The organism is Burkholderia cepacia (assembly GCF_001039005.1).
Lineage (GTDB): Bacteria > Pseudomonadota > Gammaproteobacteria > Burkholderiales > Burkholderiaceae > Burkholderia > Burkholderia theae.
The window spans coordinates 74,403-87,855 of the sequence record NZ_LDWR01000015.1; the positions used below are offsets into that span (position 1 = coordinate 74,403).

The following is a 13,453-nucleotide window of genomic DNA, read 5'->3' on the forward strand; positions in this document are numbered from 1 at the left end:
GCAAGGCGCGGCGCGCGCGGTGCGGCGCAGCCGGGAAAGCGATGAAGGGGACGGAGTGAAGGCGGAAAAGGGAATTCGCGCTGCACGGCGCGACGATACGTTATATCATCGCGGTACTCCGTTTTATTGCCTGCTTCACGCCATGGCTACCTCATCGTCCATTGACGCCCGGCTGTCCCGGGCCGACGCATTCGCCGCCGAGCACGGGCTCGCGTGGACGCCGCTGCGCCGCCAGGTCTACGAACGCGTGCTGGCCGCGCAGCGCCCGATCGGCGCGTACGACCTGCTCGCCGAGCTCGAGCCGCAGCGCGGCCGCGTGCCGCCCACGACCGTCTATCGCGCGCTGGATTTCCTCGTCGAGCACGGTTTCATCCACCGGATCGAATCGAAGAACGCGTTCTTCGCGTGCTGCGAGATCGGCGTGCCGCACGAAGGCCAGTTCCTGATCTGCGATTCGTGCGGCGACACCGTCGAGATTCCCGGCGGCGACCTCGCGAAGCAGTTGTCCGCGAGCGAGCCCGCGCACGGTTTCGAAGTCCACCACCAGGTCGTCGAGCTGAGCGGCCTGTGCGGCCACTGCAAGCGCAAGCCCGCGCAACGCTGACGCCGAATCGCGCGGCGCATGCGCCGCCCCTTCCAACGAGGAGTTTCATGCCCATTGCCCTGAAGCGCGCGCCGCGGCGTGCCCTGTCGCCTGTCCGCTGGCTCGCCGCCGCTGCCGCCGCGCTGTCGCTCGCGGCGCCCGCGCTCGCGCAGGCCGCGACCGTCAACGTCGTCGCCGCCGAGAATTTCTACGGCGATGTCGTGTCGCAGATCGGCGGCCGCCACGTCGCGGTGACGAGCATCCTGAGCAATCCCGACCAGGATCCGCACCTGTTCGAAGCGAGCCCGAAAACGGCCCGCGCGCTCCAGCACGCGCAGGTCGTGATCTATAACGGCGCCGACTACGATCCGTGGATGGGCAAGCTGCTCGGCGCGTCGAAGCAGGCGAAGCGCGCGACGATCGTCGTCGCCGATCTCGTCGGCAAGAAGGCCGGCGACAATCCTCACCTGTGGTACGACCCGGCGACGATGCCGGCCGCCGCTCGTGCGATCGCCGCCGAGCTCGGCCGTGCCGACCCGGCGAACAAGGCCGAATACGATGCGAACCTGCAGAAGTTCGTCGCGTCGCTGAAGCCCGTCGACGACAAGGTCGCCGCGTTGCGCGCGCAGTACAAGGGCGTGCCGGTGACGGCCACCGAGCCCGTGTTCGGCTATATGTCCGACGCGATCGGCCTCGACATGCGCAACCAGCGCTTCCAGCTCGCGACGATGAACGACACCGAAGCGAGCGCGCAGGACGTCGCCGCGTTCGAGAACGACCTGCGCAAGAAGCAGGTGCGCGTGCTGATCTACAACAGCCAGGCCGAAGAACCGATGACCAAGCGGATGCTGAAGATCGCACGCGACGGCGGCGTGCCGACCGTCAGCGTCACCGAGACGCAGCCGGCCGGCAAGACCTTCCAGCAATGGATGGCCGGCCAGCTCGATGCACTCGCCAGCGCGCTTTCGGCCGGCAAGAAATAACACGACCGCAACACGATGACCGCCACTCCTCACGCACTCGCAGTCGATCGCGTCACGCTCGAACTGGGCGGACGCACGATCCTGCGCAACGTCAGCTTCTCGATCGAACCCGGTGAATTCGTCGGCGTGCTCGGGCCGAATGGCGCGGGCAAGACGACGCTGATGCGCGCGGTGCTCGGCCTCGTGCCCATCTCGAGCGGCACGTTGTCCGTCGGCGGCGTGCCGGTCGTGCGCGGCAACGCGTCGATCGGCTACATGCCGCAGATCCGGAGCGGCCTCGCGAACCGCCGGATGCGCGGCTACGACTTCGTCGCGATGGCCGCCGACGGCCACCGCTGGGGGTTGCCGCACACGAACGCGGCGGCGCGGCGCGAGGTCGACCGCGTGCTCGACCTCGTCGGCGCCCCGACGCTCGCGCGGCGGCCGCTGTCGGAGCTGTCGGGCGGCGAGCGGCAGCGCCTGCTGCTCGCGCAGTGCCTGCTCGGCAGCCCGAAGCTGCTGCTGCTCGACGAGCCGCTGATCAGCCTCGATCCGAACCACCAGCGCGGCGTCGTCGAACTCGTGCGCAACGTGCAGCGCGAGCTCGGCATCACCGTGCTGTTCTCCGCGCACGAACTGAATCCGCTGCTGAACGCGCTCGACCGCGTGCTGTATCTCGGCAACGGCGTCGCGGCGCTCGGCACCGTCGACGAGGTGATCACGAAGCCGGTGCTGTCGCGGCTCTACGGGTCGCCGATCGACGTGATGCGCGTGAACGGCAAGATCTTCGTGATGTCGGGCGACGTCGAGATCGAGAAGCACGACCACGAACACGAAGACGACGACGGCCACTCGCACGGCGGCGGCGGCGGCCATCACCACCACGGACACGCCCATCCCGGGCATTCGCACGATGTTTGAATACGACTTCATGATCAACGCCTTCGCGGCGTCGGGCATCGTCGCGGTGCTCGCGGGCATCGTCGGCTACTTCCTGGTGCTGCGCGGGCAGACCTTCGCCGGCCACGCGCTGTCGCACGTCGGCTTCACCGGCGCGACGGGCGCGGTGCTGCTCGGCATCTCCCCGATCTGGGGGATGGTCGGCTTCACGCTCGCGGCCGGGATCGGGATGGGCGCGCTCGGCGAGAAACTCGCAGGCCGCGACGTCGCGATCGGCGTGATCCTGTCGGGCGCGCTCGGCTTCGGCCTGCTGTTCCTGCATTTCTATACGTCGTTCGCCACGCAGGTCACCGCGCTGCTGTTCGGCAACGTGCTCGCGGTCAGCCACGACACGCTAGCGGTGCTCGCGGGCATCGGCGCGGTGAGCCTCATCGCGCTCGCGCTGATCGCACGGCCGCTGCTGTTCGCGTCGCTGCAGCCCGAACTGGCCGAAGCCAAGGGCGTGTCGCTGCGCACGGTGTCGATGCTGTTCCTCGCGGTGTGCGCGCTCGCGGTGGCCGCCGCGACGCAGATCGTCGGCGTGCTGCTCGTGTTCACGCTGCTGGTCGGGCCGGCCGCGGCCGCGCAGAACGTGTCGACGCGGCTGTCGACGGGCGTGCTGCTCGCCGCGCTGTTCGCGCTGTTCGAAGCGTGGGCCGGTATCGTGCTCGCGTATCACACTGACTGGCCGACGAGCTTCTGGATCACCGCGCTGTCCGCGCTCGTGTACGGCGCGAGCCTGTTGCGGCGCAACTGATTCCCGCCGCCAATGAAAAACGCCGGCGTGCCCGAGGGCAGCGCCGGCGTTTTTTTATGCACCGCGGCGATCGCGTACAGCGATGCCGCTGCGTGCGTTACCTACCTGCTTCCCGCTCCGCTCACCGCGCAAGCACGCGTGCGTGATGCACGATGTGATCGGCGATGAACGTCGAGATGAAGTAGTACCCGTGGTCGTAGCCCGGATGACGGCGCAGCGTCAGCGGCTGGCCGGCCTTCGCACAGGCGGCCTCGAACACGTCGGGGTTCAGCTGGTTCGCGAGGAACTGGTCGGCGAGGCCTTGATCGACCAGGATGCCCGCCGCGAACTTCGGCGCATCGGCGCGCGCGACGAGTTCGCTCGCGTCGTGCTGCTTCCACGCGTCGCGATCGGCGCCGAGGTAGCCCGAGAACGCCTTCTCGCCCCACGGGCAGCGCGTCGGCGCGGCGATCGGCGCGAACGCCGACACCGACCGGTACAGGCCCGGATGGCGCAGCGCGAGCGTCAGCGCGCCGTGCCCGCCCATCGAGTGGCCGAAGATCCCGAGCCGCGCGCCGTCGATCGGCAGCTCGGCCGCGACGAGCTCGCGCAGCTCGCCCGTCACGTACGACTCCATCCGGTAGTGCGCGGACCACGGCGCTTCGGTCGCATCGACGTAGAAACCCGCGCCGACGCCGAAATCCCACGCGTCGGTCTCGCCCGGCACACCCGCGCCGCGCGGGCTCGTGTCGGGCATCACGAGCGCGACGCCGTGCTGCGCCGCGTATTGCTGCGCGCCCGCCTTGATCGCGAACGTCTCGTCGGTGCACGTGAGCCCCGCGAGATAGAACAGCGCCGGCACGCGACCCTGCGCGGCCTGCGGCGGCAGGTACACCGAGAACTTCATCGGCAGGCCGATCGCCGCCGAATCGTGACGGTAGAAGCGCTGCTCGCCGCCGTGGCACGCATGCGAGGAAACGAGTTCGAGCATGGCGATGCGCTCCCGGTCAGTACAGCACGACCGAGCGGATCGACTCGCCCTGCTTCATCAGGTCGAAGCCTTCGTTGATCCGCTCGAGCGGCAGCGTGTGCGTGATCAGGTCGTCGATGTTGATCTTGCCTTCCATGTACCAGTCGACGATCTTCGGCACGTCGGTGCGGCCGCGCGCGCCGCCGAACGCCGAGCCCTTCCACTCGCGGCCCGTCACCAGCTGGAACGGACGCGTGCTGATTTCCTCTCCGGCTGCCGCGACGCCGATGATGAACGACTGGCCCCAGCCCTTGTGCGTGCACTCGAGCGCCTGGCGCATCAGCTTCACGTTGCCCACGCATTCGAACGAGTAGTCCGCGCCGCCGTCGGTCAGCTGCACGATGTGGTCGACGACGTTCTCGACTTCGTTCGGGTTGATGAAGTGCGTCATCCCGAACTTCTTCGCGAGTTCGACGCGTTTCGGGTTGATGTCGACGCCGATGATCTTGTCCGCGCCGACCATCTTCGCGCCCTGGATCACGTTCAGGCCGATCCCGCCCAAGCCGAACACGACGACGTTCGCGCCCGCCTCGACCTTCGCCGAGTAGACGACCGCGCCGACGCCCGTCGTCACGCCGCAGCCGATGTAGCAGATCTTGTCGAACGGCGCGTCCTCGCGCACCTTCGCGACCGCGATCTCCGGCACCACGATGTAGTTCGAGAACGTCGACGTGCCCATGTAGTGGAACAGCGGCTTGCCGTCGAGCGAGAAGCGCGACGTCGCGTCGGGCATCAGGCCCTTGCCCTGCGTCGCGCGGATCTTCTGGCACAGGTTGGTCTTGCGCGACAGGCAGAACTTGCACTCGCGGCATTCCGGCGTGTAGAGCGGAATCACGTGATCGCCCTTCCTGACGGTGCCGACGCCGGGGCCGACGTCGACCACCACGCCCGCGCCTTCATGGCCGAGGATCGCCGGGAAGATGCCTTCCGGATCGGCGCCCGACAGCGTGTAGTAGTCGGTGTGGCAGATGCCGGTCGCCTTCACTTCGATCAGCACTTCGCCTGCGCGCGGCCCTTCGAGATCGACTTCCTCGATCGTCAGCGGCGCGCCCGCCTTCCATGCAATCGCGGCTTTCGTCTTCATCGTGTCACTCCTGTCTGTCTGTTAAGTCGAACCGGGTTGGCGCTTCAGCGCTGGGGTCGACCGGAGCCGGTGCTTCGGCACGCTCCGGTCCCATGCTTTGCGCCGGGCCCATGCAAAGCTGTGGAAGCCGTGCCGCGCAACATCGCGCGCGGCACGGCGCAAGAATCTCGTGCTCGCCATGATGGCCGGTCCCGACGCGCACCGCGTGCGGGAAACGGTCGCCGGCTTGCCACGATGCGTCATCGCTGACGCAAAAGAACAAGTGTCCGAGTTTAAACGCCCGTCGTGAACCATGCATCCGTACGCGCGTACAGATCGATGAAGCGCGCGTAGCGCGCGGCCAGCAGGCGATCGTCGCGCGGCGCGGCGACCGGCGACGCGCTCGGCGCCAGCGCGTGCAACGCCGCTTCCCGCCAGTGTCCGATCGCGACGCCCGCGAGCAGCGCGGCGCCGCGCGTCGCGGCGTTCGGGCAATCGATCGCATGGAGCGACGCGCCGAGCGCATCGGCGAGCAACTGGCGCCAGCGCGGATCGACCGAGCCGCCGCCCGCGAGACGCAGCGTCGTCACCGGGTCGCCGCGATCGGCATCGCGGATCGCATCGAGCCCCGCGCGCAACGCGAACGCGACGCCTTCGAACGCGGCGCGCATCATCGCGCCGCGCGTATCGCCGAGCCCGAGGCCGAGCCAGCCGCCGCGCGCATCGGGGTTCATCCACGGCGAACGCTCGCCCGTCAGGTACGGCAGGAAGCACAGCCGTTCGGACGCCGGTTGCGCGAACGCATCGTCGTACGCGTGCGCCCAGTCCGGATAGCCGAGCCAGCCGCGCACGGTTTCGAGCGCGAGCCCGACGTTCTGCATCGCGGCCATCGTGTAATAACCGCCGCCGGCCGCCGCGCGATAACGATGCAGCCCGCGCCGCGCGGGCGGCAGCGCCTCCGCGAGCACGACGATCTGGCCGCCGCTGCCCGTCGTCAGCAGCGCGTCGCCGGCCCCGACAAGTCCGCTGCCGAGCGCCGCGCATGCCGTGTCGGCCGCGCCCGTCGCAAGCGGTACGCCGGCCGGCAGGCCGAGCGCCGCGGCCGCGCGCGCACCGAGCACACCGCAACGCGCGCTCGACGCCTGGACCGGCGCGAACCGGTCGGCCGGCAAACCGAGCGCGTCGATCAACGACGTATCCCATTCGCCGTCGGGCGTCGCGAGCGCGGTCGCGCATGCGTCGCTCGGATCGGCCGCGACGTCGCCGCCGAGCGCGATGCGCAGCCAGTCCTTCGGCTGCACGGCCCAGCGCGCGGCGCGCAGCGCAGCGGGTTCGTGCGCGGCCAGCCAGCGCAACAGCGGGCCCGCCATGCCCGGCGCGACGGGGTTCGGTGCGGCGGGCGATCCCGCGGCGGGCGATCCCGCGACGGGCAATCCGGCTGCGCGCCAGTCGGCCGCGTCCGCTTCGCGCACCGCGCGCGTGTCGGGCCACAGCATTGCAGGCCGCACCGGCTGCCCGTCCGCATCGACCAGCACGACGCCATGCATCTGGCCCGAGAAACCGATCGCCGCGACCTGCGCGCGCTCGCCGGCCGGCAGCCGCGCGGCCGCGCGCACCAGCGCCTGCCACCACGCGTCCGGCGCGATCTCGGCCCAGCCGGGCTGCGGCGACGACAGCGCATAAGGTTCGCTCGCGACCGCACGCTCGACGCCGTCGGCATCGAGCGTGACGAGTTTGACGGAGCCGGTGCCGAGGTCGATTCCGAGCAGGCGCATGACGTGAGGATGAATTCGAATGAACGGATGTCGATGATAACGGGATCGCGATACACGACCCGATTTTTGCCGCTGCGATGACGCGCCGAAAGCGCTGCCGGCAGCCGGGTGTCACCGGGCTGCACCTTGCGTGCAAAAGCAGCCGTTCGCGGGTTAACCCCGCACGATTTTTCGACACCCCTTTTTGCCACTATGCGGACCGCGCGATACACACCATAAAGCGGCCTATATTTGACACGGGGGCCCGCGCTATTTTGAAGGGCTATAAAACCGGGGAACCTCACTCCTACGGCAGTTTCCCGATGATCGACCCCCTGTTCCATGCCGAATTGGCATATCGAACCAGCAAAGAACGGAATAGTACCCAGCGCTCTTGTTGCGGGGATTCATTCCGCATAACTTCGTATCACCCCGAAAACAAGATCATGGAGTGAGACAGATGCAATCGAACACGGTCCATCCGTGCGATGAGGTGCTGCCGACCGGCAAGCTGGTAACGCTTGGCCTGCAACACGTCCTCGTCATGTACGCCGGCGCTGTCGCCGTACCGCTTATCGTTGGCGGCGCGCTCAAGCTGCCGAAAGACCAGATCGCGTTCCTGATCAGCGCCGATCTGTTTTCGTGCGGCATCGCGACGCTGATCCAGACGCTGGGCCTGTGGATCTTCGGGATCCGCCTGCCCGTCATCATGGGCTGCACGTTCGCGGCAGTCGGCCCGATGATCGCGATCGGCACGAACCCCGGCCTCGGCATTCTCGATATCTTCGGTTCGACCATCGCGGCCGGCATCATCGGCATCGTGCTGGCGCCGATGATCGGCAAGCTGTTGCGGTTCTTCCCGCCCGTGGTGGTCGGCACCGTGATTGCGGTGATCGGTCTGTCGCTGATGGAAGTCGGCATCAACTGGGCAGCCGGCGGCGTCGGCAACCCCGAATACGGCAGCCCCGTCTATCTCGGCCTGTCGCTGCTCGTGCTGACGCTGATCCTGCTGATCAACAAGTTCGGCCGCGGCTTCATCGCGAACATCTCGGTGCTGCTGGGCATCGTCGCCGGCTTCGTGATCGCATTCGCGATCGGCCGCGTGAACACGGAAGGCGTGTCGCTCGCGCCGTGGGTCGGCTTCGTGATGCCGTTCCACTTCGGCTGGCCGCACTTCGACCCGCTGTCGATCGCAACGATGGTCACGGTGATGTTCGTCACGTTCATCGAATCGACCGGCATGTTCCTCGCGGTCGGCGACATGGTCGATCGCCCGGTCAACCAGCAGCAACTCGTGCGCGGCCTGCGCGTCGATGGCCTCGGCACGCTGATCGGCGGCATCTTCAACTCGTTCCCGCACACGTCGTTCTCGCAGAACGTCGGCCTGATTGGCGTGACGGGCGTGAAGAGCCGTTACGTGTGTGCGACGGGCGGCGTGATCCTCGTGCTGCTCGGCCTGTTCCCGAAGATGGCGCAGGTCGTCGCGTCGGTGCCGCCGTTCGTGCTTGGCGGCGCAGGCATCGTGATGTTCGGGATGGTGGCGGCGAACGGCATCAAGGTGCTGTCGAAGGTCGACTTCGTGAACAACTCCCATAACCTGTTCATCGTCGCCGTGAGCGTCGGCATGGGCCTCGTGCCGGTCGTGTCGCCGCACTTCTTCTCGAAGCTGCCGCCCGCGCTCGCACCGATCCTGCACAGCGGCATCCTGCTGGCATCGGCAACGGCCGTGATCCTGAACATCGTGTTCAACGGCGTGAAAGGCGAAAAGGACGCGCGTTGCGACATCCGCCGCGCCGGACACGACTTCGACGGCCGCCCCGCCGACGTGCATCACTGATCACTCCGCGCCGGATGACGGCGCAACGCGGTAACGAAAAACGCCACGGTATGCCGTGGCGTTTTTGCTTGGCGGGACCATCGCGGCAACGGCGCCTGCCCGCCGCGGGCGGGTGTCCCAGGAGAAACCGGGCATCAGCTCCCGTGCAGCGCCAGCGCCGACGCGACCTCTCGCGCGCAGGCTTCCGGCGTGGCCTTGCTGGTGTCGACCGTCACGTCATACGTGACGCCAGCGTGCACCCTGTCGTACTGCCAACGCGCCAGCCCGGCAACACGATCGCCGCGTTGCCGCTCCCTTTCCTCGAGAACCTCCAGCGGACAGTGGACGCCGACCATGCTGACCGTGAACGGCGCCAGCAAATCGGCATATTCCGCTTTCTCGTCGCCGAGCAGCACGTCGTCGACAATCAGATGGTTTCCCTGGTTCGCCAGCGCGACGATCGCGTGTCGCATCCCCTGCATCGCTCGCCGGGCAACCGACCCGCTACGTATCGATACGACATCCTTGCCGTCTTCGATGAATGACGAAAAAACGAATCCGTCCACATCGTTCAGGTAACGCGCGGGCAGCATGCCGAGAAACGCATCCATCTGGACATGCAGGAACGGGAGGTCCAGCATGGCCTGGAGCGCATGCGCGAGAGACGTCTTGCCTGAGCTTCCCACGCCGTTGAGCAGGATGATTCGAGTCGTTTTCATGCGGCGAGTGTACCTGCGTGCGCTGAACAACGCCGATCGGTATCGCGGAACGAACTGCGTGACCCGACCCGCCGCACCGCGCATGTTTGCCGGGAAGCCGATGCGATGGAACGCATCGACCGGCACGTCGGCGCTCGCACAAAAAAACGCCACGGACTTTCGTCCGTGGCGTTTTCGTTTCCGCATACAGCCGGTTCGGCAAACGGAAGCGGCTGCCCGCTCCCGCCCTGCTTCACGCTTACCCGTTCGTCGACGCTGCCGACGCAGGCGCCGGGGCGGCCGCCTTGTCGTAGTCGACCGGCGTGTCCGGCGCGCGCGGCGTTTCGCCGGCCCGCTGGATCCACCCGCCGCCCAATGCACGGTACAGGTCGACCAGGTTCGTCCAGCGCGCCAGACGCGCGCTGATCAGCGACTGCTGCGCCGAGTACAGGTCCGTCTGCGCGGTCAGCACCGACAGGTAGCTGTCGACGCCGTTCTTGTAACGCAGGTCCGACAGGTCGAAACGGCGCTGCTGCGCGTACTCGTTGCGCTCCAGCGCGGCGATCTGCTGGTCGTACGTGCCGCGTGCAGCCAACCCGTCCGACACGTCGCGGAACGCCGATTGAATCGCCTTCTCGTAGTTCGCGATCTCGATGCGCTTCTGCACGTGCGCGAGATCGAGGTTGGCGATGTTCTGCCCGCCCTCGAAGATCGGCAGCGCAATGTTCGGCGCAAACGACCACGCCGCCGTACCGGCCTTGAACAAGCCGCCGAGCGTCGGGCTCGCGGTGCCGAACGCCGCCGTCAGCGAGATCTTCGGGAAGAACGCCGCGCGTGCCGCGCCGATGTTCGCGTTCGCGGCAAGCAGCGTCTGCTCGGCCTGCATCACGTCAGGGCGACGCGTCAGCAGATCCGACGGCAACCCGGCCGGCACGTCCGTCAGCAGGTTCTGCGAGTCGAGCGGCATGCCCGGCGGCAGGTCGTCCGGCAGCGGCTCGCCGATCAGCAGCACCAGCGCGTTCACGGCCTGCGCGCGAGCGCGTGCCTGAGCCTGCTGGTTCGCGAGCGCCGTCTCGACGACCGTCTGAGCCTGACGCAGGTCGAGCTCGGAACCCGTACCGTTGTCGAACTGCAGCTTCGTCAGGTCGTACGACGCCTGCGCGGATTTCAGCGTGTTCTCCGTGACCTTCAGCAGATCGTCGGTCGACAGCACCGTCAGGTACTGGTCAGCCACCTGCGACACCAACGAGATTTCCGACGCCTGCCGCGCATACGCGGTCGACAGGTATTGCGCGAGCGCCTGGTCCTTCAGGCTCTGCACGCGGCCGAACAGATCAAGCTCCCACGACGCCGACAAGCCGACGTTGTAGGTGCGCGTGATCAGCGACTGCTGCGTCGTCGACACACCGGCCGGAACACGCTGGATGTTGCCCGTGCCCGTCGCATCGAGCGTCGGGAACAGGCCCGCGCGCGTGATCTGGTACTGCGCACGCGCCGCCTCGATGTTCAGCACCGACACGCGCAGGTCGCGGTTGTTCTTCAGCGCGATCTCGATCAGCCGCTGCAGGCGCGGATCGACGAAGAATTCGCGCCAGCCGATGGCGGTCGCCGCCTGGCCGTTCGCGCTGCGCGCGCCGGCAGCACCCGGCTGCGTCGCATAGACGCCGCCGGCCGGGAACGCCTGTGCGACGGGTGCGTCGGGCCGCGTGTAATGCGGCGCCATCGTGCAACCCGTGGCAAAGAGCGCGACCGCGATTGCAGTCAAAGCGTGTTTTTGCATCATCACTGTCCCTTGTTGCCTTGGTCGCCGTTGCCCGGCTTCTCTTCGTGGTGCGAGTGCTCCTGAGCCAGGCGCAGTGCCTCGTCGACGTCTTCCTTCTCGCCGCTGAAGATCGCACGGATCTTCACGAAGAACATCGGGATCATGAAGATCGCGAGGAAGGTCGCCGTGATCATCCCGCCGATCACGCCCGTACCGATCGCGTGCTGGCTCGCCGAACCCGCGCCATTGCTGATCGCGAGCGGCATCACGCCGAGAATGAACGCGAGCGACGTCATCAGGATAGGACGCAGCCGCAGGCGCGCCGCTTCCAGCGCGGCCTCGATCGGCCCCATCTTCTCCGTCACCTGCAGCTCGCGCGCGAACTCCACGATCAGAATCGCGTTCTTCGCGGACAAGCCCACTGTGGTCAGCAGGCCGACCTGGAAGAACACGTCGTTCTCGAGGCCGCGCATCGTCGCCGCGAGCAGTGCGCCGATCACGCCGAGCGGCACCACCATGATCACCGAGAACGGGATCGACCAGCTTTCATACAGCGCCGCGAGACACAGGAACACGACGAGGATCGAGATCGCATACAGGATCGGCGCCTGCGAGCCGGACTGGATTTCCTGGAACGACAGGCCGGTCCACGAATAGCCGATACCGACCGGCAGCTTCTTCGCGAGCCCTTCCATCGCGGTCATCGCCTGACCGGTCGACTTGCCCGGTGCGGCCTGACCCTGGATTTCCATCGCCGACACACCGTTGTAGCGCTCGAGCTTCGGCGAACCGTACGTCCAGTGACCGGTCGCGAACGAGCTGAACGGCACCATCCCGCCCGACCCGTTGCGCACGTACCAGATGTTCATGTCTTCCGGCGTCATCCGGAACGGCGCATCGGCCTGCACATAGACCTTCTTGATCCGGCCGTCGACGTCGAGGAAGTTGTTCACGTACTTCGACGCCCACGCGATCGAGAACGTCTGGTCGATCGCATCCGCCGTCACGCCGAGCGCATTCGCCTTCTCGCGATCGATGTCGACCTTGTACTGCGGCGTGTCGTTCAGGCCGTTCGGGCGCACACCCTGCAGCGTCGGATCCTTCGAGGCCATCCCGAGCAGCTGGTTACGCGCGGCCATCAGCGCATCGTGACCGAGACCGGCGTTGTCCGTCAGCTCGAAGTCGAAGCCGGCGGCCGTACCGAGTTCAGGAATCGACGGCGGGTTGAACGGGATCACCAGCGCGTCCTTGTAGCCCGCGTAGCGCCCGAACATCCGGCCGATCAGCGCCTGGACCTTCTGGTTCGCATGCTGACGCTGCGAGTAATCCTTCAGGCGAACGAACACGAGACCGGAGTTCTGGCCGCGGCCCGCGAAGCTGAAGCCGTTGACCGTGAACGCCGACTCGACGATTTCCTTCTCGTCCTTCAGCAGGTAGTCGGAAATGTTCGCGAGGGTCTTCGCGGTCGTTTCCTGCGTCGAGCCCGACGGCGTCTGCACGATCACGAACATCAGCCCCTGGTCTTCATCGGGCAGGAACGACTTCGGCAGGCGCACGAACAGCAGGCCGACCGCGACGATCACGACCAGATAAATGATGAGCCAGCGGCCCGAGCGCTTGATCACGTGGTGCACGCCGACGTGGTACTTGTCGCGGCTATTGTTGAACGTGCGGTTGAACCAGCCGAAGAAGCCCTTCTTCTCTTCGTGATGCCCTTGCGGGATCGGCTTGAGGATCGTCGCGCAAAGCGCCGGCGTCAGAATCAACGCGACGAGCACCGACAGCACCATCGCCGACACGATCGTCAGCGAGAACTGGCGATAAATCGCGCCGACCGAACCGCCCGAGAACGCCACCGGCACGAACACTGCCGACAGCACCAGCGCCACGCCGACGAGTGCGCCGGTGATCTGGCCCATCGCCTTCTTGGTCGCTTCCTTCGGTGACAGGCCCTCTTCCGCCATCACGCGCTCGACGTTCTCCACCACGACGATCGCATCGTCGACCAGCAGGCCGATTGCGAGCACGAGGCCGAACATCGACAGCGTGTTGATCGAGAAACCCACCAGCGACATGATCGCGAACGTGCCGAGCAGCACGACCGGCACCG

General features: G+C 67.1%; 11 protein-coding genes. 5 read left to right on the forward strand and 6 right to left on the reverse strand.

Annotated elements, in window-relative coordinates:
• Window positions 1–142 precede the first annotated feature (142 nt).
• The 4 genes from VL15_RS09545 to VL15_RS09560 are packed head-to-tail and all read left to right on the forward strand — an operon-like array spanning window position 143 to window position 3,241.
• On the forward strand, window positions 143–604 hold the full coding sequence (locus VL15_RS09545; RefSeq protein WP_011546084.1) for a Fur family transcriptional regulator: 462 nt from the start codon (window positions 143–145) through the stop codon (window positions 602–604).
• A gap of 47 nt (window positions 605–651) precedes the next feature.
• Window positions 652–1,566 (forward strand): metal ABC transporter solute-binding protein, encoded by a 915-nt coding sequence (locus VL15_RS09550; RefSeq protein WP_048245229.1) that lies wholly within the window; start codon window positions 652–654, stop codon window positions 1,564–1,566.
• A gap of 15 nt (window positions 1,567–1,581) precedes the next feature.
• Window positions 1,582–2,466: an ABC transporter ATP-binding protein gene (locus VL15_RS09555; RefSeq protein WP_048245230.1), complete on the forward strand. Its 885-nt coding sequence runs from the start codon at window positions 1,582–1,584 to the stop codon at window positions 2,464–2,466.
• Window positions 2,459–3,241, forward strand: coding sequence for a metal ABC transporter permease (locus tag VL15_RS09560; RefSeq protein ID WP_048245231.1), 783 nt, complete (start codon window positions 2,459–2,461; stop codon window positions 3,239–3,241). Before VL15_RS09555 ends, VL15_RS09560 begins: the two co-directional genes overlap by 8 nt.
• Before the next feature lie 121 nt (window positions 3,242–3,362).
• On the opposite strand, the gene fghA is transcribed toward VL15_RS09560, so the two are convergent.
• From fghA to VL15_RS09575, 3 genes are all read right to left on the reverse strand, one after another.
• A complete protein-coding gene (fghA, locus tag VL15_RS09565) occupies window positions 3,363–4,211 on the reverse strand; it encodes an S-formylglutathione hydrolase (protein ID WP_048245232.1) in 849 nt (282 codons plus the stop codon).
• A gap of 16 nt (window positions 4,212–4,227) precedes the next feature.
• On the reverse strand, window positions 4,228–5,334 hold the full coding sequence (locus tag VL15_RS09570; RefSeq protein ID WP_034178897.1) for an S-(hydroxymethyl)glutathione dehydrogenase/class III alcohol dehydrogenase: 1,107 nt from the start codon (window positions 5,332–5,334) through the stop codon (window positions 4,228–4,230).
• Between the two features lie 272 nt (window positions 5,335–5,606).
• Window positions 5,607–7,088, reverse strand: coding sequence for a xylulokinase (locus VL15_RS09575; protein ID WP_048245233.1), 1,482 nt, complete (start codon window positions 7,086–7,088; stop codon window positions 5,607–5,609).
• A gap of 439 nt (window positions 7,089–7,527) precedes the next feature.
• Between VL15_RS09575 and VL15_RS09580 the strand changes: the two genes are divergently transcribed.
• Window positions 7,528–8,904, forward strand: coding sequence for a nucleobase:cation symporter-2 family protein (locus VL15_RS09580; RefSeq protein ID WP_048245234.1), 1,377 nt, complete (start codon window positions 7,528–7,530; stop codon window positions 8,902–8,904).
• Window positions 8,905–9,038: 134 nt separating this feature from the next.
• Here VL15_RS09580 and VL15_RS09585 read toward each other — a convergent pair whose 3' ends face one another.
• The 3 genes from VL15_RS09585 to VL15_RS09595 form a co-directional block, all read right to left on the reverse strand.
• Window positions 9,039–9,788, reverse strand: coding sequence for a chloramphenicol phosphotransferase CPT family protein (locus VL15_RS09585; RefSeq protein WP_230684409.1), 750 nt, complete (start codon window positions 9,786–9,788; stop codon window positions 9,039–9,041).
• A gap of 52 nt (window positions 9,789–9,840) precedes the next feature.
• Window positions 9,841–11,364, reverse strand: a complete 1,524-nt coding sequence (locus VL15_RS09590) for an efflux transporter outer membrane subunit (protein ID WP_048245235.1) — start codon at window positions 11,362–11,364, stop codon at window positions 9,841–9,843.
• On the reverse strand, window positions 11,364–13,453 hold a 2,090-nt coding region (locus VL15_RS09595; RefSeq protein ID WP_048245236.1), incomplete at its 5' end, for an efflux RND transporter permease subunit. The genes VL15_RS09595 and VL15_RS09590, both read right to left, overlap by 1 nt.